This is a genomic window from Enterococcus sp. DIV2379 (assembly GCF_050542965.1).
GTDB lineage: Bacteria > Bacillota > Bacilli > Lactobacillales > Enterococcaceae > Enterococcus_D > Enterococcus_D entomosocium.
On record NZ_CP172938.1, the window covers coordinates 1,481,821 to 1,506,281 of the forward strand.

At 43.1% G+C, this 24,461-nt stretch carries 24 protein-coding genes and 1 tRNA gene; 19 read left to right on the forward strand and 6 right to left on the reverse strand.

Annotation, left to right across the window (positions count from 1 at the left end; translation table 11 throughout):
* Positions 1-2: 2 nt before the first annotated feature.
* Complete coding sequence (locus IGI92_RS06835; RefSeq protein ID WP_008381527.1) at positions 3-890, reverse strand: carbohydrate ABC transporter permease; 888 nt, start codon at positions 888-890, stop codon at positions 3-5.
* Positions 891-1,149: 259 nt separating this feature from the next.
* On the opposite strand from IGI92_RS06835, the gene IGI92_RS06840 reads away from it, so the two are divergent.
* From IGI92_RS06840 to IGI92_RS06895, 12 genes are all read left to right on the forward strand, one after another.
* Positions 1,150-2,118 (forward strand): ABC transporter permease, encoded by a 969-nt coding sequence (locus IGI92_RS06840; protein WP_008381525.1) that lies wholly within the window; start codon positions 1,150-1,152, stop codon positions 2,116-2,118.
* Positions 2,119-2,133: 15 nt separating this feature from the next.
* A complete protein-coding gene (locus IGI92_RS06845) occupies positions 2,134-2,811 on the forward strand; it encodes a YesL family protein (protein ID WP_301388339.1) in 678 nt (225 codons plus the stop codon).
* Positions 2,812-2,977: 166 nt separating this feature from the next.
* Complete coding sequence (locus IGI92_RS06850) at positions 2,978-4,099, forward strand: glycoside hydrolase family 88/105 protein (RefSeq protein ID WP_301388340.1); 1,122 nt, start codon at positions 2,978-2,980, stop codon at positions 4,097-4,099.
* Positions 4,096-5,412 (forward strand): glycoside hydrolase family 28 protein, encoded by a 1,317-nt coding sequence (locus IGI92_RS06855; RefSeq protein WP_301388342.1) that lies wholly within the window; start codon positions 4,096-4,098, stop codon positions 5,410-5,412. Before IGI92_RS06850 ends, IGI92_RS06855 begins: the two co-directional genes overlap by 4 nt.
* Positions 5,409-6,299, forward strand: a complete 891-nt coding sequence (locus IGI92_RS06860) for a dienelactone hydrolase family protein (RefSeq protein WP_430608353.1) — start codon at positions 5,409-5,411, stop codon at positions 6,297-6,299. The genes IGI92_RS06855 and IGI92_RS06860 overlap by 4 nt, the downstream gene beginning before the upstream one ends.
* The gene (locus IGI92_RS06865) at positions 6,260-7,177 is read left to right on the forward strand and encodes a pectinesterase family protein (RefSeq protein ID WP_301388345.1); all 918 of its coding nucleotides are present in this window, start codon (positions 6,260-6,262) and stop codon (positions 7,175-7,177) included. Before IGI92_RS06860 ends, IGI92_RS06865 begins: the two co-directional genes overlap by 40 nt.
* Entirely contained in the window at positions 7,174-7,620 is a 447-nt protein-coding gene (locus IGI92_RS06870; protein WP_429961834.1) for a DUF4064 domain-containing protein, read from the forward strand. The genes IGI92_RS06865 and IGI92_RS06870 overlap by 4 nt, the downstream gene beginning before the upstream one ends.
* Positions 7,617-9,209 carry a glycoside hydrolase family 43 protein gene (locus IGI92_RS06875; RefSeq protein ID WP_430608355.1) on the forward strand — a complete coding sequence of 531 codons (1,593 nt, stop codon included), beginning with the start codon at positions 7,617-7,619 and terminating at the stop codon, positions 9,207-9,209. Before IGI92_RS06870 ends, IGI92_RS06875 begins: the two co-directional genes overlap by 4 nt.
* Positions 9,210-9,212: 3 nt before the next feature.
* Positions 9,213-10,706: an extracellular solute-binding protein gene (locus IGI92_RS06880; protein ID WP_430608356.1), complete on the forward strand. Its 1,494-nt coding sequence runs from the start codon at positions 9,213-9,215 to the stop codon at positions 10,704-10,706.
* Between the two features lie 149 nt (positions 10,707-10,855).
* Positions 10,856-11,689, forward strand: coding sequence for a sugar phosphate isomerase/epimerase family protein (locus tag IGI92_RS06885; RefSeq protein ID WP_315038001.1), 834 nt, complete (start codon positions 10,856-10,858; stop codon positions 11,687-11,689).
* A gap of 165 nt (positions 11,690-11,854) precedes the next feature.
* Positions 11,855-12,727 carry a VOC family protein gene (locus IGI92_RS06890; RefSeq protein WP_086317257.1) on the forward strand — a complete coding sequence of 291 codons (873 nt, stop codon included), beginning with the start codon at positions 11,855-11,857 and terminating at the stop codon, positions 12,725-12,727.
* 64 nt (positions 12,728-12,791) lie between these two features.
* Positions 12,792-13,019, forward strand: a complete 228-nt coding sequence (locus IGI92_RS06895) for a hypothetical protein (RefSeq protein ID WP_005229963.1) — start codon at positions 12,792-12,794, stop codon at positions 13,017-13,019.
* 92 nt (positions 13,020-13,111) lie between these two features.
* Here IGI92_RS06895 and IGI92_RS06900 read toward each other — a convergent pair whose 3' ends face one another.
* From IGI92_RS06900 to IGI92_RS06915, 4 genes are all read right to left on the reverse strand, one after another.
* Positions 13,112-14,383: a hypothetical protein gene (locus IGI92_RS06900; protein ID WP_086338128.1), complete on the reverse strand. Its 1,272-nt coding sequence runs from the start codon at positions 14,381-14,383 to the stop codon at positions 13,112-13,114.
* Between the two features lie 144 nt (positions 14,384-14,527).
* A complete protein-coding gene (locus IGI92_RS06905) occupies positions 14,528-14,875 on the reverse strand; it encodes an Ltp family lipoprotein (RefSeq protein WP_430608357.1) in 348 nt (115 codons plus the stop codon).
* A 15-nt stretch (positions 14,876-14,890) separates the two neighbouring features.
* Positions 14,891-15,763, reverse strand: coding sequence for an Ltp family lipoprotein (locus tag IGI92_RS06910; protein ID WP_430608358.1), 873 nt, complete (start codon positions 15,761-15,763; stop codon positions 14,891-14,893).
* 404 nt (positions 15,764-16,167) lie between these two features.
* A tRNA-Leu gene (locus tag IGI92_RS06915) sits at positions 16,168-16,250 on the reverse strand.
* Between the two features lie 196 nt (positions 16,251-16,446).
* On the opposite strand from IGI92_RS06915, the gene IGI92_RS06920 reads away from it, so the two are divergent.
* The 4 genes from IGI92_RS06920 to IGI92_RS06935 all read left to right on the forward strand — a co-directional run bounded on the left by IGI92_RS06920 (position 16,447) and on the right by IGI92_RS06935 (position 21,042).
* Positions 16,447-17,559, forward strand: coding sequence for a hypothetical protein (locus tag IGI92_RS06920; protein WP_144330947.1), 1,113 nt, complete (start codon positions 16,447-16,449; stop codon positions 17,557-17,559).
* Positions 17,556-18,770 (forward strand): ABC transporter permease, encoded by a 1,215-nt coding sequence (locus IGI92_RS06925; protein ID WP_430608360.1) that lies wholly within the window; start codon positions 17,556-17,558, stop codon positions 18,768-18,770. Before IGI92_RS06920 ends, IGI92_RS06925 begins: the two co-directional genes overlap by 4 nt.
* 10 nt (positions 18,771-18,780) lie before the next feature.
* A complete protein-coding gene (locus tag IGI92_RS06930; RefSeq protein ID WP_016613316.1) occupies positions 18,781-19,656 on the forward strand; it encodes an ABC transporter ATP-binding protein in 876 nt (291 codons plus the stop codon).
* Between the two features lie 168 nt (positions 19,657-19,824).
* Positions 19,825-21,042 carry a pyridoxal phosphate-dependent aminotransferase gene (locus IGI92_RS06935; RefSeq protein WP_005236450.1) on the forward strand — a complete coding sequence of 406 codons (1,218 nt, stop codon included), beginning with the start codon at positions 19,825-19,827 and terminating at the stop codon, positions 21,040-21,042.
* A 55-nt stretch (positions 21,043-21,097) separates the two neighbouring features.
* On the opposite strand, the gene IGI92_RS06940 is transcribed toward IGI92_RS06935, so the two are convergent.
* On the reverse strand, positions 21,098-21,277 hold the full coding sequence (locus IGI92_RS06940; RefSeq protein WP_005236448.1) for a hypothetical protein: 180 nt from the start codon (positions 21,275-21,277) through the stop codon (positions 21,098-21,100).
* Between the two features lie 160 nt (positions 21,278-21,437).
* On the opposite strand from IGI92_RS06940, the gene IGI92_RS06945 reads away from it, so the two are divergent.
* The 3 genes from IGI92_RS06945 (at position 21,438) to IGI92_RS06955 (ending at position 24,459) form a co-directional block, all read left to right on the forward strand.
* On the forward strand, positions 21,438-22,283 hold the full coding sequence (locus tag IGI92_RS06945) for a helix-turn-helix domain-containing protein (protein ID WP_008381491.1): 846 nt from the start codon (positions 21,438-21,440) through the stop codon (positions 22,281-22,283).
* A 68-nt stretch (positions 22,284-22,351) separates the two neighbouring features.
* On the forward strand, positions 22,352-23,497 hold the full coding sequence (gene nagA / locus IGI92_RS06950) for an N-acetylglucosamine-6-phosphate deacetylase (protein ID WP_005236444.1): 1,146 nt from the start codon (positions 22,352-22,354) through the stop codon (positions 23,495-23,497).
* Positions 23,498-23,619: 122 nt separating this feature from the next.
* Positions 23,620-24,459 (forward strand): SDR family oxidoreductase, encoded by an 840-nt coding sequence (locus IGI92_RS06955; protein ID WP_429960056.1) that lies wholly within the window; start codon positions 23,620-23,622, stop codon positions 24,457-24,459.
* Positions 24,460-24,461: the final 2 nt, after the last annotated feature.

Here is a 24,461-nt window from a genome sequence, read left to right on the forward strand (position 1 = left end):
GGCTACCCTTTGACGGAACCAACCATGGCACCTTTCACGAAATACTTCTGGACAAATGGATAGGCGATCAACATTGGCAAAGTCGCAACGACGATCACGGCCATTTTCACGGATTGTGCTGGGGGGACAACATCGACACTAGCGGCATCGGCGTTCATCCCGCTGGAGACAATCACGATTTGTCGAAGGAGCACTTGGATCGGCCATTTCGCTGAATCATTGATGTACAAAATCGCTGATTGATAAGTATTCCAATAACTAACAGCGTAGAACAAAGAGATCGTCGCAATCGATGGTAAGGAAAGAGGTAAGATGATACGGAAAAAGACGCCCCAATCAGAGCAACCATCCATTTTTGCTGATTCCTCTAAACTATCAGGAATCCCTTGGAAAAAGTTTCTCATAATGATCATATTATATGCACTGATGGCGCTCGGTAAGATCAGTGCCCAGAGAGAATCGATCAAGCCGAGGCTTTGTACCAAAATAAAACTTGGGATCATCCCTCCGCTAAACAACATCGTAAATACGACAATAAAATTGAAGATGCCACGTCCATGCAAATATTTTCTTGAAAGAGCATAGGCCATAAAAGAGGTCAAGATCATTGAAAGAACCGTTCCGACGATGGTCACAAAAAGGGAAACACCAATACTCGTAAAAATCGTGGGAGTCGAGAGAATATACCGGTAAGCATTTAAGCTAAATTCACGTGGGATAATGATAAATGTTCGTGTCGCAATCTCAGAAGAAGAAGCAAAGGAGCTTCCGAGAATGTTCAGAAAAGGCAAGAGACACATTAAGGTAAAGAGTAGTAGAAAACCGATAATAAATCCTTGAACAACCCGTTCACTCTTCGGGCGGTTCGTTTTTTTTAGGGTTTGTTGCATAGGAAAAACCTCCATCTTTTTTTACTTAAATAGGTATTTCCAACGTATCATGAGGCGGGGACAACGTATATAATCACTTTTACATGTTAAAAAAATCACAATCATGATAAACGTTGATAAATCAATGGTTTTCCAATTCGACTGAGAAATAATCCTAAAAAATGTATGCCTTTCCAATGCTGAGAAAATGATTATATACGTTATCTTTCTTACACGCTACCATGGGACTATCAAATCAAAAAAACTCGGAGGAACAAGTATGGAAACAAAAGTTGATAATTACTTCTCACCACTTACTGAAGAAGAACAGCGACTGCGGTTGAAAAAGAAAAAATGGGCGCAAATCAGAAAAAATCGTGCGCTCTATATTATGGTATTGCCAGGTATTTTATATTTTATTATCTTTCGTTACATTCCAATGGGCGGTTTAGTCATCGCTTTTCAAGACTACCAGCCATTCTTAGGAATCTTAGGCAGTCCCTTTGTTGGGTTTACTCATTTTATTCGGCTCTTTACTGAAGATACTTTTGTGATGTTGATGCGCAACACGCTGATCATGTTTTTCTTAAATATCACGATTTCCTTCCCTTTTCCTATTTTATTGGCGCTTATGTTAAATGAAGTAAATAACCGTCGCTTGAAAAAAAGTATCCAGACGATTATTTATTTGCCTCATTTTATGTCGTGGGTGATCGTAGTTTCAATCTTCTACGTCCTGTTGACGACTGAAGGCGGTGTGATCAATAACATGATCGAAAGTCTTGGTGGGGAACGTATCCCATTCTTAACTAGCCGTACTTGGCTACGTCCAATGTACATTTTCCAAGATCTTTGGAAAGGTGCCGGTTGGGGGACGATCGTCTATCTAGCCGCTATTACCAATGTTGATGAACAGCTTTATGAAGCTGCGGATATGGATGGGGCTGGCAAACTACGTAAAATGTGGCACATCACGTTGCCGTGTATTCGTCCGACGATTGTGACCTTAATGATTTTAAAAATCGGTTCGATCTTAGATATGGGCTTTGAGCATATGTTCCTATTAATGAACTCAATGAACCGTGAGGTTGCCCAAATCTTTGATACCTTTGTCTATACCGCCGGGATTCAAAATGGTCAATTGAGTTACTCGACAGCTGTTGGGCTGTTTAAAGGTCTTGTAGGTTTGATCCTCGTTGTTTTTGCGAATCGTTTGGCGAAAAAAATTGGGGAAGATGGTATCTATTAAGAAAGAGGGGATCATATGACGATTGAGAAAATCACGAAAATCAACGATGGGCTAACCGCGTTTTTGACCCTGATCGCCCTTCATTTTCTTTGGCTAAGTGTGACACTTCTGGGGGGAATCTTTTTGGGAATCGGACCAGCCTCGTATGCCATGATGAAATATTATGATCGCTGGCTTCGTCTTCACGAACGACCGCCTTTGATCAAAAGTTTTTTCTACTATAGTAAAGAACGGTTCCGACAATCGGTGCTGATCAGTTGGTTGTTTCTCATCATCGCAGCAATCGTGATCACCAATATATTTGCGCCATTTCCATGGTTTATCCAAGTAGCGAATGTCCTCTTTTTGATTGCGTTTCTCTTTCTATTCATGCACGTGTATACCGTCATGGCAGCCACTAACTTTGTGACCGTGTTTGAGATCCTGCGAGGGAGTGCGTTGTTAGGTTTAGGCTATCTGCATTATTCGATCATTAGTTGGTCGATTTTGATCGTTGGCTATTTAGTTCTTGGCAGCTATTTCTTGATCGGCCTCATTTTGATGGGGAGCAGCTTAGTTGGTGGTGTTTTTGCCCTTGCTGGTAAAAAAATTCTTCAAGATATCCACCCAATTGAAACAGATAAGGTGGTTTCAAAAACGGCATCGACTACGGAGCAAACCGTTGCCAGTAAAGGAGATGAGGTCATTATCTAAAGAAAACGGCTCAAAGACTTTTACTGGTCCGTGAACAAAACGGTCACTAGAAAACACCTGAAAAATAGCAGAACAAGCTGAACCCTCATGAAATACAGCCAGTAAAACGGATTCATTGAAACAGCTCTATGAATTGAGGAGACTACAATAAAAGGAAGTATCGTACATGAAGAACTATTCGGAAATTGCTTTGAACACATTATTTGAGCGCTATGACTACTTATGCAAAGAAAAAATTTATCACGGAAAATGGTCCTATGACATCGGGGTCGTTTTGCAAGGCGTGAAAGAAGCCTATGAACAGACTGGTGACAAACGCTATTTGGACTATATCCAAAACACGATGGATGTTTATATTGACGAAGACGGTCGTATCAAAAACTATCAGATGGATGCGATGAATATCGATTACATCAATAATGGCAAATGTTTATTCTTGCTATACAAAGAAACAGGAGCGTCAAAATACAAGATCGCCTTGGACACGCTGTATCAACAATTACAGCAGATGCCAAGAACGAGCGAAGGCGGGTTCTGGCATAAAAAAATCTATCCGTATCAAATGTGGTTAGATGGCTTATATATGGGGGCCCCATTTTTGACAGAATACGCACTGACATTTGATAAAGAAGAAGCATTGGCAGATGTAATCAAGCAATTCACCTTATGCTTTACGCATACCCTAGATCCAAAAACGGGTCTTTTGTATCACGCGTGGGATGAACAAAAAGTCCAGCCGTGGGCAGATCCCAAGACCGGTTGTTCAAAAAATTTCTGGGGACGGTCAATGGGATGGTTCATGATGGCTCTCGCCGATACGATGGTGCTATTAGGGGAATCAGAGCAGAAGAATCCATTAGAAAAAATGTTTGTCTCCTGTCTAGAAGCTCTTGCTAAAGTAAGAGATCCCCAGAAAAAAGTGTGGTATCAAGTCTTAGATAAAGGCAGGGAGCGTGGGAATTATTTAGAAGCATCCGCTTCTTCAATGATTTGTTACGCAACAGCAAAAGCGGTCAAAGCAGGGATCATCGATCAAAAATGGCAAGTGTTTGCCCAAGAGACCTATCAAGGATTGTTGGATGAGTTTGTCTTTTTAACAAAAGAAGGCTGGTTGAATCTGATCAGAAACTGTGAAGTTGCTGGTCTTGGTGGACCAGATAATCGGGATGGTACGTATGTTTACTATATCAGTGAACCCGTTATCACGAATGATTTCAAAGGATACGGTGCCTTTTTACAAGCGAGTTTACTGCTTCAACCATTAACGGAGGAAGGAAGCAAGAAATGAATATCCAATTGACTACAGCTGATTTACAAGGAAAAGAAGGTCTGTTGACAGAAGCGATTCAAGAAAAAATTGATGAATTGCATCAACAAGGAGGAGGCAGAATCACTTTTTCAGCAGGACGCTATCCGACGGGTGCGCTCTTTTTAAAAAGTAACATTGAACTGCACCTACTATTGGGGGCGACCTTAGTATTTTCTGATGATCCCAAAGACTATCCCGTCGTTTTGTCTCGCTGGGAAGGGGTCAAACGGGAAGTTTATGCCTCTTGTTTATATGCCGAGAATGCGGAAAATATCGCTGTCACAGGACTAGGAATGCTTGATGGGCAAGGGCAAAGATGGTGGAAGACCTTTCGGGAAAATCGTGAACAGCTTGCTTATCCACGACCAAAATTAATCAGTTTTGACTCTTGCCAGCAAATTACGTTGAAAGATATCCGTCTTGTCGATTCACCCAGTTGGACCGTCAATCCGATTCTTTGTCAAAATCTAACGATCGATAATCTTCGCATCAAAAATCCAGCGGATTCGCCAAATACGGATGGGATCGATCCTGAATCTTGTAAAAATGTCCGCATCAGTAACTGTCATATCGATGTTGGCGATGATTGCATCGCCATCAAATCAGGAACGGAGGACACTAAAGAACGGGTCGCTTGTGAGAATATCACGATCGTAAATTGCCATATGCTTCATGGGCATGGGGCCGTCGTTCTAGGGAGTGAGATGAGCGGCGATATTCGTAATGTCACTATTAGTAATTGTATTTTTCAAGATACCGATCGTGGGATTCGTTTGAAATCACGTCGTGGACGTGGCGGAACGATCGAAGATATTCGAGTGAATAACATTGTGATGGATAATGTCATCTGTCCATTCACTTTAAATCTTTACTATTTCTGTGGACCGAAAGGCAAAGAAAAGTATGTTTGGGATAAAAATCCGTACCCGATCACCGAGGAAACCCCTCATTTCCGGAGAATTCATTTTGCAAATATCTCGGCTCGGAATGTCCATGCGGCCGCTGGGTTTGTTTATGGCTTGGCTGAACAATTTATTTCAGATATCACTTTCCAAGATATTGCCGTCTCTATGGCTGAGCACCCAATTCCAGGAAAGCCTGCGATGATGACAGGTATCGAAGAGATGACAAAACAAGGTTTTTATATTGGCTGTGGACGGAATATTCAGTTTGATCGTATCAATTTGGAAGGCGTAACTGAAGCGTTCCATATCGAGAATAGCCAGGAAATCACCGTCACACAGTCATTTGAGAATCGTCAGCCTCTGGCATTTCAAGGAGATTTTTTGTGAGAAATCCTCAATTACTTCAGCTGCTAGGTCCTGATATGAAAGTTGCACCACAAGTGGTTCAGCAAACAAAAGAGCAGGTGCAAAATTATACCTTGGAACATTTACTTCTACGATTAAATCAAGAAGAGGATGTCCCTGCATACTTTGCTTATCCCAGCTCTCAGCAACTTGCTCCACTCGTTTTGTTCAATCATTCTCATGGCGGCGACTTCACGATGGGGAAAGAAGAACTGCGACAAAGTCCGCCGTATATGCAAAAAGAAAGCCTATTCGCTGCATTTATGAAGCTGGGCGTCGCCGTTGGAGTGATCGACATGTGGGGCTTTGGCGAACGAAAAAACGGTGAGAATGATAGCTACAAGCGGTTTCTGTTGCAAGGCAAAACATTATGGGGACAACGAATCTATGACAATCAACAGTTTTTAACCTATCTTGCTTCCCGTAAAGAAGTGAAACATTCCGCTATCGCCACATTGGGACTTTCTATGGGGGGCTTGATGAGCTGGTGGTTGGCAGCGCTAGATGAACGGATATCAGTGGTGGTGGACATGGCAGTACAAGTGGACTATCAAGCATTGATCAAAGAGGACCGGCTAAGCAAACATGGGTTTTACTATTATGTTCCTAATGTGTTGAAAGACTTTACGACTGCGGCGATCCAAAAACAGATCGCACCACGCCCGCGTTTGAGTTTGGTTGGCAAAGAGGATCGTGGCTGCCCCTCAAGCGGCGTCGCTCGTTTGGATCAGCAGGTCGGGCAGCATTATGAAGCAATAGGCTACAAGGAGCATTGGCAGGCGTGTTGCTTGCCAGGTGGTCATGAAGAAACCAAGGAGATGAGAGCGCAGTGGATCGAATTTCTAAAACAACACCTCCTATCAAGCTAAAGGTTAGTAAAGAGCCGCAAAAGGGTGATTTTATGAGTATCCAAGCAGCCGTGTTGGCTGCTGAAGCCTTAAACGCACCTTGTGAGATCACGATCGCCTCTGGCGTGTATCAAGAACAGGTGAAAATCTATAAAAACCAGCTTACGTTGATCGCGGAACCCCACACGTTCTTATGCTACCACTTGGCTGCCGAGCAAACCGATGAAAATGGGCAAAAAAGAGGAACCTTTCAAACAGCGACGCTCTTTATCAATAGCCGAGAAGTCTTTGTAAAAAACCTGACCATCATCAATGACGCAGGGTATGGGCAAGCAGTCGGGCAAGCAGTTGCCGTCTATATCGAAGGGGATGACATTCGCTTCGAACGCTGTCATCTCGATGCTTTTCAAGATACCTTGTGTCTGGGTCCATTGCCAAAATATACCAAAGAAGGCGAACCAATGATCAGTCCTTGGCGAAAAACAATCTTTGACCAACAACAGAGTTTGTTTTTGCATTGCAGGATCAGTGGAACAGTCGATTTTATTTTTGGCGGTGGTTCCGTCACCTTTGAAGAGTGTCGCCTGCATTGTAAAAATACACCACAAACGAACTACGTAACTGCTGCCTCAACTAGCAAACAAGCAAGCGGGTTAACCTTCGATCGGTGTCGGGTGACAGGGGACAAAGCCTATTATCTAGGCCGCCCTTGGCGTAATGACGCCAAAGTCACCTTTTTATCCTGCTGCTTTGATCAACAGCTCGCCCCTTGCGGATGGTCTGATTGGGGAAAAACAGCAAGCCACCAAACGGTCGCGTTCACGGAGCGAATGTGTTGTTACCAAACAAGCCCCAAACGTCCTGAATGGGTGACTTTCGAAGGAGTGATAGAAAAATGAGCAAGGCAAAATGGTCTGGCTGGATCGGGATGGTTCTCGCTCTGGTGTTGATGGGCGGCTTTTCCTTGGCGATCAATCAAATGACTGTCCAGCAGTTCGAAGAGATCTTTCAACGTGTGTTTCCCACTGTACTGAATCAAATGACGGCAGAAGCAGCATTGGCGCAATTTCAAACACTCGGTGCTTGGTTTGGCTTCACGCTGTTGGCACTCCTGATATTGGTTTCAGTGGCGACGATGCTTGTTCGCTATCGTAATTATCGAAAGCAATCTTGTGCTATTTATTTTTTGACTGGTGTCGTGACATTGATTGGTAGTCAAATGATCGCTTTTCCGATTGCCTTTTGTTTCTTTTTAGCGGCGGGTTTTTGTTTTCTCCATCGCGATGACCGACACAACAAAAAAACAACGGACACAGTCAGCAAACAAGGAGGGGTTGCATGAAGGCAATGATCAATAATCCGATTTTAAGAGGGTTTCATCCTGATCCGAGTATTTTAAAAGTCGAGGATACTTATTATTTAGCGGTTTCTTCCTTTGAGTGGTTGCCAGGAATTCGGGTCTACTGTTCTCGAGATCTAGTCAATTGGTCCCATGAAACAGATATTCTGACCAATCAGGTGGATTTATTAGGTAACACAGCAAATTGCAGCATTTGGGCACCGCAAATCAGTTACGCAAACGGACAATACTATTGTGTTTATACAAATGTTCGCAACACGACACGTCCCTTCAAAGACTGTCGAAACTATCTCATCACGGCTCCTACGATTCATGGGCCATGGAGTGAGCCCATTTACTTAAATGGTAGTGGCTTTGATCCGTCCTTGTTTCATGATCAAGAGGGGCGTATCTGGTTATTGAATGCGCTTTGGGATTATCGTAAGGATACACCAAATAAATCGGTGGGGATCGTGCTCCAAGAATACTCTGAAGTACAAGGCCGATTGATCGGTGACAGAGTGCCAATTTTTTCTGGAACCCAGCTGGCGAAGACTGAAGCACCGCATCTTTATTACCACAGTGAGTGTTATTACTTACTGACGGCAGAAGGAGGAACGGGTGCAGGTCATGCGGTAACGGTTTGTCGTAGTAAAACCATCACTGGGCCTTATGAAGTAGATCCGCATTTTCCTATGATGCGTGCCTATCAGCGCGAAGATTCCCCTTTTCAATGTACAGGTCATGGCAGTTTGACGATTGCACCATCAGGAGAATGGGTCATGAGCTATTTGATGACTCGGCCAGTAGAAGAGGCAGCGATCCTTGGACGAGAGACGGCACTCCAAACCGTCTATTGGGATCACGAAGGATGGCTGCGTCTTAGCAATGATGATACGATCCCAGATCAAACCATCAGACTCGCTAGCGACGCTCAGAAGCAAAGGGCATCACCTGCTGTTTTTATGGATGATTTTAAAGGATCATTGCAAAAAGAATGGAACGGTAGGCGATTGCTGCCCAATGAAGAGTGGTGCAATCTGAGTAAGCGACCAGGGTATTTGCGATTGATCGGCGGAGAATCGATGCAATCGAACTTTCATAAGCACTTATTGGCGATTCGTCAACAAGACTTTTGTTTTGAAGCTGAAACAGTGATGGAATACCACCCCCAATCGTTTAATCAGATGGCTGGATTGTCGCTGTTCTTAAACGAAGAAAACTATTTGTTTTTCTATGTGACTTATGATGAAAAAGACGGCAAGATCCTTCGTCTGATTCGGTGTTGTGAAGGAGAATTTCACTTGTTCCCAGATAAATTGCCACTCGTTGCTTCAAGTGAGCCGATCGGATTGAAAGTAGTCGGTTCTTATCTAGAAGCAGAATGGTTCTATCGGCAATCACAAACGTGGCATCCCTTTAAAAAGCAAAACATCCAGTTCTTGTCTGGTGGTTTTACAGGGAATTTCATTGGAATCAGTGCCCATGATCTAGATCACTTTGCTGGAAGCTATGCCGATTTTACGTACTTTAAGTATCAAGGGAAAGATCCGCTCGATGATGATTCCCTAAAAATAGAGAAAGAAGGGTAACGAATGAAAAAGTTGAAAGTAGCAAGTTTATTATTATGTGCAGGACTGTTTTTAGCAGGCTGCGGCGATGGCGGAGGTTCATCTGATGGACCAGAAAGTGATGAAAAAACAAGTATTTCTTGGATGGCGATGCTGCATACCGCTTCACCTCCATCTGGGGATGTAACACAAAAGTTAGAAGAATATACAGGGGTCGAGATCCACTTTACATGGGTGCCGGACGCATCAAAAACAGAACGCTTGAATGCAGCATTAGCGTCAAATTCTTTAGCAGATATCGTAAGTTTGACAGAAATCAATAACACAACCGTCCGTAGTTCGCTAGCATCTGGAATGTTCTGGGATGTGGAACCCTATTTAGAAGAGTTTCCGAATCTGGCAGAAATTTCTGAGGATCGCTTAGAATCTTCTCGTATCGATGGTCATATCTATGGTGTACCGTTTCTAAAACCGATCGCTCGTTATGGTGTCCTCGTAAGAAAAGATTGGTTAGACAATTTAGGGTTGGACGTGCCATCGACTTTAGAAGAATTATCAGCTGTGGCACAAGCCTTTACAGAAGGAGACCCAGATGGCAATGGGGTAGATGACACGGTCGGATTCGTTGAACGTGATGAGTCCTTTAATGTTGGGTTCCGTTCACTTTCAGGTTACTTTGGTGCAGACAATTGGTTTACGATCACGGATGATGATGAAGTGATGCCATCCTTTATGCAACCAGAATACAAAGAAGCAATGGAATGGTTCCGTAATATCTATGATAACGGCTGGATGAATTCTGATTTTGCGGTAATGGCGAAAAATGATCAGAAGAACTATATCGTTCAAGGTCGTGGTGGGATTGTATTGAGTGGTTTGCAAGAAGTACGTAACTACATTGATGATGCAGCTGGTACTGATGAAGAGCATATGGAATGGGTCTTGATCAATGATATCGTCCATGAAAATGTGGAACGTCGTATCCTTTCTGATACCAATGGTGGAATGGGCGGTTGGTTAGCCATTCCGAAAAACAATGTTGAAACCGAAGAAGACTTACGTGTTGTTTTGAAATTTATCAACGATTTGATGGACGAAGAGCCGTTTACCTTGATGACGCAAGGGATCGAAGGGGTCCATTATGAAATTGATGATGAGGGTGTCTATGTCCGTTTAGATGATACGAAGTGGCAACAAGAAGTACAACCATTTTCTTCGTCTCGTCCATCAGAATTAGTAACAGTTTTCCCTTCAAGCAACCCATATGTCAACTTAGCCAATGAAAAGATTCGGGAAAATGAAGAGTTTGCGGTGATCAATCCTGCACAATCGCTGACCTCTGAAACCTATGATCGTTCATGGTCAAGCTTGATTGAAGGAATCTCAGACGCTTACTACCAATATATGACTGGGGAAATCGAGATCGATGGGTTTGATACAGCGATCGAAACCTTCTTAAGAAATGGTGGACAGCAAATCATTGATGAGTTCACGGAAGATTATCGTTCACAACAATAAAGGTCACAAAAGGTTCTGATCATCTGTTGAGAAGGAATGGATGAAATGAGGAGCCGCTACTGCTGAATGATTGGAAGACCAAGACCAGTTGAAGTGATTCGCTGCTTGGTCTTCTTTTTGCTTCAAAAGCAATGAAGAAAGGAGAAGCTATGTTTCAACTAACTGTTCGGGGGCATGATTTAAAGAATTATGGGTCCCCAGAAGAATTAGCGCAAAAAATTGCCGCCAAAAACATTCATAACATTCAATTTGCATTAAATAAATCCTTCCCGCAATGGGCAGAGCCAGAGCAATTAAGCCCTGGTTTAGGCCGCTTTTTTAAACGTGTTTTTGGTCAATCTCATGTTCAGGTCGCTTTATTGAGTTGTTATAGTAATCTGATCCATCCTGATCTGGAAAAACGGGAAGCGATTTTATCCAGATTCGAGACCTTTCTCGCACATGCCAAATACTTTGATGCAGCTATGGTTGCAAGTGAAACTGGTTCGGTTTTGCCAAATATGGGGTATACCGAGGAAAATTTCAGTGACGTCGTTTTCGATGATTTGGTTCAGGTGATCAAGCGTTTGGTCCAAGTGGCTAAGAGACATCAAGTGATGCTAGGGATTGAAGCGGGCTTGAATCATCCACTATCATCGATCGATCGAATCGAAGAATTGCTGGAACGAGTACCGTCTGACTATTTAGGGATCATCTTTGATCCAACCAATCTGATTACGGCGAAGAACTATCAAGAGCAAGTCGCTTTGACAAGGGAAGCTTTTTCCCGCTTTGGTGATGCCATCGTTTGCTTGCACTTGAAGGACTATCAAGTAATCGATGGTAAAATCAAGGTAGTGCCATTGGGAGAAGGAAGGATTGATTATCAACAACTATTGGCCATCACCGCTGAATACAAGCCGTTTTGTTATGTTGTGTTAGAAGGGACGACCGAAGAAGCGATGCAGCCGGCCATTTCACTGATTGAAGCATTGCAAAAGTGAGCGAGCTGTCTTTGATTGTGACTGATGAGGAAAAGCTTTGTTACAAGGAGTCACGGGAGATCAAGGAATCCTTTCCTCAACAAGCAGATTTATTTACTTACTAAAAGTTAGTGTTATACTTAAAGGTACAAGTGAACTTAACTGTTTAGAAAAGAGGAAATAGCGATGACAATGATTCAATCAACCTATCAAATCGATGCAACAGCCGCAATTGGCAAAGTCGTTTTAAAAGTAGCGAATATGGAAAAAATGAGCCGGTTTTATTCGGACGTGATTGGCCTAACTTTATTGGAGCAAAGTGTAGATCACGCGCGATTGGGCGTGGGGACACAAGAGCTTTTAGTCCTAGAGAAGGTAAGTGATCCGTTGCCTTTGACACGGAAAACAGGCCTTTTCCATACGGCGTTTCTTTTGCCTAGCCGTAAAGACCTAGGAAATATGCTGATTCATTATTTGGAGGCCAAAGCCCCTCTGGATGGTGCTAGCGATCATGGGTATAGTGAAGCGTTATACCTGACCGATCCAGAAGGAAACGGGATCGAAGTGTATCGTGACAAACCGAAGAGTGAATGGGATATTCGAGCAGACGGTGAGATCGTGGGCGTTACTATCGAAATGGACGCGCAAGGCGTGCTGGGAGCCGCTGACCGATCACAAACGACTTTTCCAGTTGGCACCACGGTGGGGCATGTCCATTTGAAAGTGGCGGATCTGGCAAAAACAGAAGAATTCTACACCGAAGTTTTAGGCATGCGTTTGACTTCAGATTTTGGTAGCCAAGCAAAGTTTTTTGCTGCTGGTTCGTATCATCACCATATCGGATCGAATATTTGGATGGGAAGAAATGTTCCAGCTATGGAGGAAAAGGATCTAGGCTTAGCGTACTTTACGATCGTTTTGCCAGCTTTTGCTTTTTCTACGTTACGAAGTCATCTAAAGGCAAGTGGCGTTTCTTATGAGTTAGAAACAGACAGCCGCTTGCATTTGACTGATCCGAATGGGATCAATCTGATCATCGAAAGAAAGAATCAGCCTTAAGATGGAGGTTTTTTCATTCATGAAATGAGAGAATAACCTATAATCAAGTAAAAGGAGAGCAAGCATGAAAAAAAACGGGGCGGGACAATCACTATTTCTAGCATTATTGATCAGCATGGGCTTATTTTTCTTTGTCCAAGGGAAACAATTAATAGAAAGTGGGGCGTCTCCTGTGATTTTTATTGCTTTTTCGGCTTTTGCAGGAATTATCGGAGTTGGTGTCTATGGTCTTCAAGCAATAATGAAACAGCATCGGCGCAAAGCCATGGTACCAATCAAAACCAAAAAATAAAGAAACCGGCCAATCTTAAACAGGAAGATTGGTCGGTTTTTTGTTTACGCTAAGAAAAAATGGGGAATGGGATCTGTCTCGTCCACTACATACTAATTTTCCATGTTTTCAATCGCAAATTCGATCTCATCAGGTAAGAAGCCGTTCCCTTCAAGATGAGCGGCCATATTTCTTTGACGGATCCCTAACACCCGGCGGGATTGATTGGCGCGCCCTAAAGCATGGCGATACCAATCTACGTCAAGGGTCTCTAGTGCCCATTGTGTTTCCTCCGCAGTGAAACCTTCTGTTTCTAACAGTTCTGCCATCTCTTGTTTTGAATAAAAGCGACGATTTCCTTGCGCTCTAACGAGGAAAAAGGCTTCACGTTCTCGTTCTGTCGCATTGTTTTCGCGCTCATAGCGTGCTGCTACAGTCGGGGCGAAATGAAACCCTGCTAAAATCGTTTCCTCGGTCACTTCGTTATCAAACACGTAGGTTCTAAATTGAAAACGATTGTCGTTTTCCAGTTCAAGCCATAGTGATTCAACCAGAAATCGATAACCGACTGGAATCGTTTCATAAACTGCATCGGCAATTTCGTAAAAATAAGCGGAAACGGCTTCGTAAGGAGTCATTATCTCGGGAACGATTTCCGTCGTTTGCCCATTAAACAAAGTGATTGCGGCAGGGTATTTTTCGCCAGCATTCGTAAATGTGAGAATCTCCACTGGCTCATGTTTTGTTGAAAAGACATTCATGGTCACGCCGTTCACCAAATCAATAGTGGTCTGCCACTCGATATCTTGGTCGTCGCTTTGTTGGTGTAAACGTTCAAGTGTATCAGGCGTCAAACCAAGCTTTTCTCGTGTATCTTCATTGAACGCTTCTTCATCGGCAAATGGAGTGTTTGCCCTAGCTGTCACTAGTGCCAAATCCTCTTCATATTCTTTGAATAATTCTTGCAATTTTGCTCGTCTACTGACGATGATCGGGCTTTCCTCATGGATGGCAAGTAAGGCTGCGATACGACCATTCCGAGCGGCAACCCAACTGGGCATATCCAGATAGCGAGCTTCGATCGCTTCTTGGGCGAGTTGAATCATTTTTTCCGTGTTTTCAATGAATGCCGCCTTGTGTTTTGAGTTGCTATTGACCTGTTCTAGAAAGGCCAATTCTGCTTCTTTGCCTCGAATCATCAGTTCTAAATTTTCAATACTTAACTCATAAGTAAGCTTTTCTGCATGATAGGTATGTTCCCAACCTGCATCCAAAGCGGCGCCGATGCGCTCAGAAAGTTCCTCAGGACTTGCTAAATTTATCGTCCCACATCCTGAAATCAGGGATAGTATCAGTAATAATGGCAACAAAACTTGTTTTTTCATTTTTCTCCTCCTCGGGGACTCTGGTAAACTTCGCCATTTTGTTCGAATGAACGCATCAGATCGAGCACTTTCTTGGGTATAAAAAATAGCAACAATATAAGGGCTATCATAAAGGCATCGCGATGTCCTTTTGTTCGCTAGTTTTTAGTTACCCATGTTTGTCATCGCGTAGTCGATTTGTTCTTCTGAAAAGTCTTCGGAAGCCAATAACCGGCGAATGTTGTCTGGAGGAAGACTCATCAAGGAATGGTAACTACTTGCTTTCTTCAACGCCTGCTCGTTCCAATCAATCGTGAGCTGATCAACTGCCCATTGCGCATCATTATGGGTAAACCCTTCAAATTCTAATTGTTGGATCAATCGTGCACGTGAGAAAGCCATGAGGTTCGTATAGGATTCGGCACGTGCGATCGCTCGTCTTTGTTCTGAAGCTCCTTCATTCTCGGTCTGAGTTTGTTCGTCCTGGTTTTGCTGGCTTTGCTCTTGCTGCAAAGCCGTAGCTGCTTCTTATTTTGCGTTTGCTTCTTGAAGCTGTTGATACACGGTAGTGACCATGTCTTGATCAATGTCATGATCAAAGCCATAGGTCATCACCGCCAGCTGATATTCATCTGAAGATTGATCGAATCGATTCATAAACATCAACGATTCACGAGGAATATTTACGACCAGCCCTCGTAAAATCGTTTCATAGAATGCAGCTTTTTGCTCGTCGGCAGTTTCCCGATTAAGAACAGTAAATCCAGATGCGTACTCCTCTTCGGGCTTCGAAAAAACGAAGACGTCAACATTCGTTTCACTTGTGTGGTAAACAGTGGCGGTGAGTTCGTCGTCAAGTTTGATCCAGCGATGAAGAGTTAGCTCATCTTCGGTGAGCTGCTGAAGCTGCGCAATATCGTCTGCCAAAAGCCCCAGCTTTTGACGCGGGTCGGCTTCAGGAATCGTTTCGTTTGCTACCTCCAGTAGACGGTTGAGGTTGTCATGATTACTGAGAATGATAGGGCTCCGTTCATGAATCGCAGCCAGAGCCTGGCTATAACCAATGCGGGCAGCAAACCAAGCAGGGACATCGATCCGACGCTCCACTAACGCTCGTTCAGCGGTTGCAATCAAATCAATTGTGTGGCTGATTAACTGATAAAGATCTTCGTCGGAAGAATCAAGCTCTTCCAAAATAGCCAATTCGGCTTGACTGCCGGCAATCAACAACTCTAAGGTTGCTGGGTGATAATAGGCCCAGCCCGTTCCGGATTGGTTTGTATATTCCAGTCGTGCGTCGATGCCAAGTGCAACGGTCTCTGACAGTTCTTCATCTGCCTTTGCGCAACCGATAAGCAAAATAACGAATGACAATAGGGTGATCAGTACTCTTTTTTTCATTAGGCTCCTTCTTTCTATCGAAAGTAACTGAGAAAACGGTCGGAAGAGGTTTGTTTATCTGGGGGAAGGAGGAGAGAGGGTGAATGGGAAAAATGCTGAAAAGATTTTTCATCACCAGTAAATTCAGGCAACTGTTTCTGATCCGCCAATAAGAAAAAGCGGAGCATCGAACCAGCTTTCGAGAATAATTGTTATATTATTCATTTTATATGAAAAATAGTGTGAAATGCAATGATAAAAGAGTTTTTATCGATTTTTACATTTTGGAAAGGAAGCTTCGTATCAACTTTCTAGGAGTAGACGCTCAAGATCAAAGCGATCGAAAGAATTCATCGAAGGATCGCCATGGGGAATCTTTTGAGCAAACAAAAAAACAGCTTCCCATAATGGGGAAGCTGTAAGGATGCGGAAAATGGGATTTGAACCCACACGAGCGATTGCTCACAAGACCCTCAATCTTGCACGTCTGCCATTCCGTCATTTCCGCAAATACTATAGAAGGAAACGCAGGCTGAGGTAGTTCTGTCACGCCGCGTCTAGAAAATATCTTACCTGATTTTCAACAGGTTTGTCAATAACTTTTCCTAATGCTATTTGAAAGAATTTTCAGACTTTAGATTGCATTTTCTCCCATAAAAGGTATGCTAAAAGAATGAATAATTATTTTTTTGAGAGGAGAGCAAATGAACTACTTTAAAAACCAGTTAGCCAAATCTGTCAAACAGAAAACGTTCCTCTTCCTGCTCATTGGTGCCTTTAGTTTAGGTTGCTGTTTTTCCATTTATTTGAAGCTGATGGAACCCATCAACTTACCCGCCACGATCACTGCAGAAAAAGCGGAAGCCTCACGGCTTGTTGATCGCTACCAAGCCAATCAGTCGGGTTCACCTGCTGAACAAGAGGTGTATCAACTTTTGCTTGAAAACAATACACTGACTTCGCGACAGTTATCCAACTTGATTATGGAAGAATACGAACGATTTAATCAAACGAGTATTCAAATTGCAGAACTAAAAAAGCAGATTTGGGCGTCAGAAGTTGATGACAAAGGATTTTTGCCACCTTTATGGGCAATCGAACAAGATCAGAAGGTCTATCAAGCTTTAGTCGAGCAAGAAAAAGAGCCGGTCCTCACGGCTGCCAATGCCCAGACCGCTGTCGCTTTGGCAATAACCTTTTTGCTGAATTTTGGCTTCTTCTTTTGGGCTTTTTTTGCCAGTGACAATTTGATAGAAGAAAGAGAACACTTCTCTTTGATTCGCTCGTACCCGCAGATTTTTCCGATTCGGATGTTAAGTAAAATTGTGGTTAAAGGGATTACAAATTTAGGCGTTTTGATTGTGTTCTTCTTAGGCGTCTTTCTTTCAATGAGCCTTCTGTGGGAGTTCGGGGATTGGCAGTATCCAGTAGCCGTCTATCTCAATGGGGATTGGGTAGCCTTACCTTTTTGGCAGAGCGTTTTATATAGCCTGGTTTCTTTTGGCTTGCTGATTGGTTTGATCGAATGCTTAGGGTTTGTCATGAACATGATCGCAGCCAATCGATACGTCTCTTTCTTTTTGCTGGTGCTTTTTTATGGGCTCGGCTTGATTCCGATGCTGCAAAAGATCCCACTGTTACCAGTTCATATAGCTGCTATGGATAAATTTTATTCGGGCGCCTTTGCATCGGGTTCTGGTACTTCTTGGGGAGTCTATGCTAGTTGGCTGCTGACGGTGGTGTGGATCTTCCTTTGTATAGCTTTGATGCTCGTTGCGGATAAACAGAATCGCTTGTTGAGAGGGGGCAAAGGATGAAAGACTATTTTTTATTTGAATTACGACAACTCTTAAAGAGCAAGAAAACTATTGGTCTTTTTTGCTTGCTTCTTATCTATAGCGGCGTTTACAGTTTTTGGCAAAAAGATTTTCGCCCGATTGAACGAGTAGATAAAACAGAAATGCAACAACGCTATACTGTGCGACAAGTTTTTCTTGATCAACAAGCAGCCAATCCTTCTGACCATTGGTCGGCAAGCTTAGCAGTTGAAATGTTTACCCCATGGAACGAAGCGGAAAAACAACGATTAGATGCACTAGTTGATGAAAACTGGCAAGCTTATGCACGAGGAACAACTACGTGGTACCAGTTGGCGTTGCAGTTTACCGATGAACGAAATGTTTTTTATACACCGGATTATTATACGTTTCAAAATTACTACGCTGCCTATGACGGTCGCTTTGGTTATGCTTCAACCGCTAAGCTTATGGAAGCCTTCAGCCAGTTGCCGAATAAGAAACTCTCGCAAGCAGTCATGGAGCAAAAAACGGGGATACAGGCATTGCAGCGAAGTTTTACTGGATATTTACCGATTCTATTGCTTGCTGTTTCTTTATTTTTGGCGATCGATTGCTTACCAAAAGAACGAAGACATAAATCCCTATTTCTTTCACTGCCATTATCGTCAGAAGAGATCCTTTGGAGCAAAACGGCAGTATTGATGGTCGGTTCTGCAATTGCAACGCTTGGGACCATGTTCTTTCTCTGGTTGGGTTCTGGTATTCAATTCGGCTTTGGTTCCCTGGAACTACCGGTCACGATTTTATCACCGACCTTTGATGCCCGCTACCCGATCACAGATTTCAACGCTTTTCAAACACAAGCCATCGGTCTTTTTATAGGCCAATGTTTTCTTGCGACGCTTTTCTTGCAGTTTATTTATTGTCGCGGCATCTTGTTGTTCAGTGCCCTGTTTCGCTCAGAACTGGTTAATTTGCTTTTGGCTGGTTTTTGCTTGCTTTCACCCTATATTTTCCAAAGACGTTGGTTCAGTGCTTACCTTGATAAAACGCTGTATGTCTATCTGTATCAAAATGTGGGACAAGTCCTTTCAGGCTGGACACGTTTTTATTTTGGTTCTGCAGGGTTTACGATGGAAAAAGGGTTGCTTTTATTAGGAGGCGTTTGGCTTCTGATCGAAATGTGTTTCTTCGTGACGATCCAACGCAAAAAATTTCATTTGGCATAGGAGGAACGATATGTTAGAACTGAAAAATGTGACGGTCACGTATACGAGAAAAGTATTGGATCAGCTTTCCATTGCCTTTTCTCCCGGGGAAATCGTCGGGTTAGTCGCCCCTAACGGCACCGGGAAATCCACGCTATTGAATGTGGCGATGAATTTCATCCAGCCGAATGAAGGCGCAGTATTTTTGAATGGCAGTCAAGTATATGTGACCAAAAAATCAGAAGTGGCAGCGCATCAACAAATTTCGTTTTTTCCTGACCAAAATGATTTGTACAATGATTTGAGTGGTTTCGAGCATCTCAAGCTGTATCAGCGAATGTGGCGTTCAGAGGAACACTTAGTGGAAGAAACGATTGATCGTTTGCGGATGAGTGACTATATCAAACGTCCTGTGGGTACCTATTCGCTGGGCATGCGGCAACGTCTTTGTTTTGCGATGCAGATCGTGACGGATACGCCTTATATGCTGATGGATGAAGTCATGAATGGCTTGGATCCGACCAATGTGGAATTGATCTCTAACGTATTAAAAGCCTTGCGAGCGCAAAAGAAAGCGATCGTGATTGCTTCGCATATTTTGACGAATTTGGATTCCTACGCGGATCGGGTCTTGTTTTTAAAAGACGGCAAGATCATTCACGAATACTTTGGTCGCAAGTCGTTAGTCAATCAACCGTTGTACTTAAAAACGGACTCGGCAGATTTTTTGGTGGCTTTTCCAGAATTAACGACGGTGACCATCGATCTGCAAGGACGGATCTATCTGGTAGAAATCAGCGATCCTCAGCTACCGCAACGGTTTATCGCTGCAGGGATCACTGATTTTTCTGTGGGGCACTTGGCACTAAATGAATTGTATTTGACGTATTTTCCTGAAAATCACTGACTGCCGCACTATTTACGAGATGAGAGCGGGACAAGCACAGATGAAGGAGAAGCAAAAAAATTTCGCCATAGGTAAAAGTTTTTTGCTATAATAGGTTCAATCTGAAAAGAGATCAACGACGAGAACCAATAACCTGACGTTGACCTATGGTTAAAGGAGAAATGGAATATGAAGAAATTTTCGAAGTCGTCAAAACTTGAAGGGGTCAGTTATGATGTGCGCGGCCCAGTTTTAGAAGAAGCCGATCGGATGCAAGAAGAAGGCATCAGTATCTTGAAATTAAATACGGGGAATCCCGCGCCTTTTGGGTTCGAAGCCCCAAATGAGATCGTTAGAGACCTGATTATGAACGTGCGAGAATCGGAAGGATATTCTGATTCGAAAGGGATTTTTTCTGCCCGTAAAGCGATCGAACAATATTATCAATTACAGAAATTTCCTGATGTGACCATCAATGATATTTACACAGGTAATGGTGTTTCCGAGCTGATCACGATGTGTATGCAGGGCCTATGTAACAATGGGGACGAAGTGCTCGTGCCGATGCCTGACTATCCTTTGTGGACTGCTTCGATCTCATTAGCTGGCGGAAAGCCCGTCCATTATATTTGTGATGAACAAGCAGATTGGAATCCTGATATCGAGGACATCAAAGCTAAGGTCACCAGCAAAACCAAAGCGATCGTCATTATTAATCCGAACAATCCAACAGGAGCCGTTTATCCAAAAGAAATTTTGGAGCAAATCGTCGACGTTGCTCGTGAGCATGACTTGATCATTTTCTCTGATGAGATCTATGACCGATTAGTCATGGATGATTATGTCCATGTGCCGATTGCTACATTAGCGCCAGATCGATTCGTTGTGACGCTAGGTGGCTTGTCTAAGTCTCATCGAGTGGCAGGTTTCCGTGTGGGCTGGATGGTCCTCAGTGGCGACAAGTCCCATGTGAAAGACTATATCGAAGGCTTGAATATGCTATCTTCGATGCGACTGTGTTCGAATGTCTTATCGCAACAAATCGTTCAGACCGCATTAGGAGGCTATCAAAGTTCTGATGAGTTACTATTACCAGGTGGTCGTATTTATGAACAAAGAGCGTTTATCCACAAGGCAATCAATGACATTCCGGGATTGTCAGCGGTGAAACCGAAAGCCGCCTTTTATATTTTCCCTAAAATTGATATTCAACGCTTTAATATCACCAATGATGAACAATTTGTTTTAGACTTTTTACACGAGCACCACATCTTGCTGGTTCACGGCGGTGGGTTCAACTGGCAACAGCCAGATCATTTCCGAATCGTTTATCTTCCTAATATGGAAGACTTAAAAACGACTGCTGAAAAAATGACAGAATTTTTGGCGTCCTATCGTCAGAAATAAGAATATAAAAAAGCACCGCTCCTTCAACAACCGTGAGGGAGTGGTGCTTATGTTTTTATTCGGCAACTGGTTGACAAATTTTTTTGCTCACAATCATTCGATTGGTAAATTTATCCAGCATTTCAGCACTAGGATCGGTGACTTGAACCAGAACAGAGTTCTCATATTCTCGTTCGATGATCCCTTGATACTTCTTGCCATCCCATGTAAAAAAGATCGTACTGTCGATCGTCATCTTAACACCTCATTTGAAATTGTGGAAAAATAACAAGACATTCTTGAAATTGCTTTCCTTTTTGTCATTATGTGCTAAAATAAAGAAAATTAAAAATGCGAATTCGCATTTTTGACAAGAAACGTTCGGTTTTTATAAGAATTCCCCCTGGAGGACGATTATGAAGAAAAAAGAAGAATCTTTTGGTCAAAATATCCGTTCGATTCGGTTGAAACGAAAGATGACACAGAAGATGTTAGCGGAAGATATTTGTTCGCAAAGTGTTTTAAGCCGTATTGAAAACAACGAAGAGTTGCCGAATGTCTGGGTGATGTACCAAATCTGCCAACGCTTAGGAGTCACCTTAGATCAAGTAATGATGCTTCATTCGGAAGAGATCAACAAAACCAATCAAATCTTTGCCGAAATCGAATCACATTTTGTCCATAAGCAGTTTCAAGAAATGCGGGAAAAAATGGAAGATAAGGCGATCAAGGATTATTTGTATCTGGATTCAGATATGCAAATGTATTACTACTATCTAGGCAGCTGTGATTATTTCCTCGATCAAAACTATGATGCCGCCCTTGAGGCGCTGAAAAAAGGACTGGCCTACTCCTATCAACAGGATAAGACCAATGTTTCGGTGATGGAAATTCGTATCCTGAGCTGCATGGGCCGCGTCTATAGTGATTTGCTGCAACTGGGTGAGGCTCGTTTTTACTTAGAAAAAGCCTACGATGCCATGCACGCACTGCCGCCGGAACGTCTCTCCACATCATTGACCAAAATTTACTACAATTATGCGGTCTTTTTAAAGGAGCAACAAGAAGATTGCCTCGCGCTAAAGGTAACGAACGAAGGCATTTCATTAGCCAGAGAAAAAAACAGTTTGTATTTTCTAGAAGAATTGTTTGAACTGAAGGGACACTTACTTTATAGACTGAAAGAAGAAAATGCAGCCGAAAAAAGTTTTCAGCTGTATCGTGCTGTCATGGATATTCGCCAATCTGACAAAGTGGTGTAGACCTTTCTTGACTTCTTCCCTAAATAAGAGTACTTTTAAGGAAGAAAAGAAATAGAGGAGCGATCAAGATGAATAAATATATTTACGCAGACAAATTCTTTCTAAAATCAGCGGTTCATGGCCCTGGTTACCTGGAGGTCAAAGAGGGGAAATTCGGAGCGATCGTCGATGAAGTCCCTTCTGGTGCAGACGTAGAAGATTATTCAGGCAAATGGGTAGCACCGGGTCTTGTGGATACTCATATCCACGGATTTATGAACCATGATGTGATGGACAACGATGCAGAAGGCATTAAAGCCATGTCGGAAGGCCTTTTATCATGTGGTGTGACTTCCTTCTTGCCAACAACCTTAACATCCAGCAAAGAACGGTTGCGGGATGTTGCTGAAACCGTTGGGAAAGTCAAAGACGAAGTTACAGGAGCAAAAATCCAAGGGATCTATTTTGAAGGCCCATTCTTTACTGAAGAACATAAAGGTGCACAAAATCCAATTTATTTTGGTGATCCTGATATCGATACCTTCCATGAATGGCAAGAAGCTTCTGGTGGAATTATCAAAAAAATCGCCTTGGCTCCTGAGCGAGAAGGTGTGAGTGAGTTTGTTTCGCAAGTGACGGAAGAAGGCGTAGTGGTTGCTCTAGGCCATAGTAACGGTACATTACAAGAAGCGCAAACAGCAGTTGAAGCTGGTGCTAGCGTTTTTGTTCATGCATTCAACGGTATGCGCGGATTAAACCATCGCGAGCCTGGAATGGTTGGTGCCCTACTTTCATTAAAAGAAGTTTTTTCAGAGTTGATTTGTGATGGCCACCATGTGCATCCTCAAGCAGCTGAGATTTTGATGGAAAAAGCTGGTCACGACCATGTTGCCTTGATCACTGACTGTATGATGGCTGGCGGCATGCCAGATGGTGATTATATTTTAGGTGAATTTCCAGTAGTGGTGAAAGACGGAACGGCTCGAATGGAAACTGGCAATCTTGCTGGTAGTATTTTGAAACTAAAAGAAGCTGTGAAAAATGTAGTAGACTGGGGAATCGCTACTCCTCAAGAAGCGGTCATGATGGCTAGCTTGATTCCAGCAATCAGCTGCAAAATTGACCATGCTTGTGGCATGATCAAACAAGGTCGCCCAGCTGACTTTATTGTTTTGGATCAAGAAATGAATGTGACAGCCACCTATTTAGATGGCGTCTGCCGCTATCAGGCGTAAAATAAAACAATCTGCTTAAAGAAACAAGAAGAGAGCTTCTCTTGATCTGTTTTTTGAGCAGATTTTTTTGTTTTCAGTTATGATGAAAGAAAACGACATCCTATGAAGGAGATGATGGGGATTTGAAGACGATTTTAGTTACCGGCGCCAATGCCGGTATGGGCTTTGCAACAGCCAAACAGTTAGCAAAAGCAGGGATACATGTGATTTTGTATTGCCGTTCTGCTGAACGAGGACAAGCAGCACAACAACGATTGAAGGAAGAGACAGGAAATTCAGCGATCGATCTAGTGATTGGTGATCTGGGGTCGTTGGCTAGCGTACGCAAGTCAGCCGCTGAAATCAACGCCCGCTTTGAGAAATTGGATGTACTGATCAATAATGCGGGCATCGTCAATTTAAAAAAAGAGCGAACAGCCGATGGATTTGAACAAATGCTGGGCGTAAACTACGTGGGGCATTTTGAACTGACCCGTCAGTTATTGCCGCTAATAAAACGTGCCGATGCCGGCAGGATCGTCAATGTGTCATCCGGCGCCTACAAATTTGTAAAGAAAAAGGATCAGCGCTTTTTCGATGTACCGGATTTTTTCCCTTGGCGGGAATATGGCCGCTCAAAAAAAGCCCTGATTTTATTTACGGATGCGCTTGCGTTTCAGCTACGCAATACGACTGTTACTACTAATTCCTTGCATCCGGGAGCTGTGGCGACCAGCTTAGGGGTCAGTCGACAAACAGGATTTGGTCAATCTATTTATAAAATGTTGACGCCTTTTTTTAAAACAGCCGAAGAAGGGGCAGATACAGCGATTTACTTAGCGCTAAGTCCAGACGTTGCGGGTATCAGTGGCCGCTACTTTGTTGATCGTCAAGCAGTCCTAACCGAGATCCCGAAGGAGCAGCAACAAGCACAGAAACTATGGCAAGAAACGCAACAAAGAATTGCGGACCACACAAAATGATT

What these genes read in the sequence shown, in the direction of transcription:
- IGI92_RS06835 (WP_008381527.1), bottom strand. Translation starts at nt 890, where the DNA reads ATGCAACAAACCCTAAAAAAAACGAACCGCCCGAAGAGTGAACGGGTT.
- IGI92_RS06840 (WP_008381525.1), top strand. Translation starts at nt 1,150, where the DNA reads ATGGAAACAAAAGTTGATAATTACTTCTCACCACTTACTGAAGAAGAA.
- IGI92_RS06845 (WP_301388339.1), top strand. Translation starts at nt 2,134, where the DNA reads ATGACGATTGAGAAAATCACGAAAATCAACGATGGGCTAACCGCGTTT.
- IGI92_RS06850 (WP_301388340.1), top strand. Translation starts at nt 2,978, where the DNA reads ATGAAGAACTATTCGGAAATTGCTTTGAACACATTATTTGAGCGCTAT.
- IGI92_RS06855 (WP_301388342.1), top strand. Translation starts at nt 4,096, where the DNA reads ATGAATATCCAATTGACTACAGCTGATTTACAAGGAAAAGAAGGTCTG.
- IGI92_RS06870 (WP_429961834.1), top strand. Translation starts at nt 7,174, where the DNA reads ATGAGCAAGGCAAAATGGTCTGGCTGGATCGGGATGGTTCTCGCTCTG.
- IGI92_RS06875 (WP_430608355.1), top strand. Translation starts at nt 7,617, where the DNA reads ATGAAGGCAATGATCAATAATCCGATTTTAAGAGGGTTTCATCCTGAT.
- IGI92_RS06880 (WP_430608356.1), top strand. Translation starts at nt 9,213, where the DNA reads ATGAAAAAGTTGAAAGTAGCAAGTTTATTATTATGTGCAGGACTGTTT.
- IGI92_RS06885 (WP_315038001.1), top strand. Translation starts at nt 10,856, where the DNA reads ATGTTTCAACTAACTGTTCGGGGGCATGATTTAAAGAATTATGGGTCC.
- IGI92_RS06890 (WP_086317257.1), top strand. Translation starts at nt 11,855, where the DNA reads ATGACAATGATTCAATCAACCTATCAAATCGATGCAACAGCCGCAATT.
- IGI92_RS06895 (WP_005229963.1), top strand. Translation starts at nt 12,792, where the DNA reads ATGAAAAAAAACGGGGCGGGACAATCACTATTTCTAGCATTATTGATC.
- IGI92_RS06900 (WP_086338128.1), bottom strand. Translation starts at nt 14,383, where the DNA reads ATGAAAAAACAAGTTTTGTTGCCATTATTACTGATACTATCCCTGATT.
- IGI92_RS06910 (WP_430608358.1), bottom strand. Translation starts at nt 15,763, where the DNA reads ATGAAAAAAAGAGTACTGATCACCCTATTGTCATTCGTTATTTTGCTT.
- IGI92_RS06920 (WP_144330947.1), top strand. Translation starts at nt 16,447, where the DNA reads ATGAACTACTTTAAAAACCAGTTAGCCAAATCTGTCAAACAGAAAACG.
- IGI92_RS06925 (WP_430608360.1), top strand. Translation starts at nt 17,556, where the DNA reads ATGAAAGACTATTTTTTATTTGAATTACGACAACTCTTAAAGAGCAAG.
- IGI92_RS06930 (WP_016613316.1), top strand. Translation starts at nt 18,781, where the DNA reads ATGTTAGAACTGAAAAATGTGACGGTCACGTATACGAGAAAAGTATTG.
- IGI92_RS06935 (WP_005236450.1), top strand. Translation starts at nt 19,825, where the DNA reads ATGAAGAAATTTTCGAAGTCGTCAAAACTTGAAGGGGTCAGTTATGAT.
- IGI92_RS06940 (WP_005236448.1), bottom strand. Translation starts at nt 21,277, where the DNA reads ATGACGATCGACAGTACGATCTTTTTTACATGGGATGGCAAGAAGTAT.
- IGI92_RS06945 (WP_008381491.1), top strand. Translation starts at nt 21,438, where the DNA reads ATGAAGAAAAAAGAAGAATCTTTTGGTCAAAATATCCGTTCGATTCGG.
- nagA (WP_005236444.1), top strand. Translation starts at nt 22,352, where the DNA reads ATGAATAAATATATTTACGCAGACAAATTCTTTCTAAAATCAGCGGTT.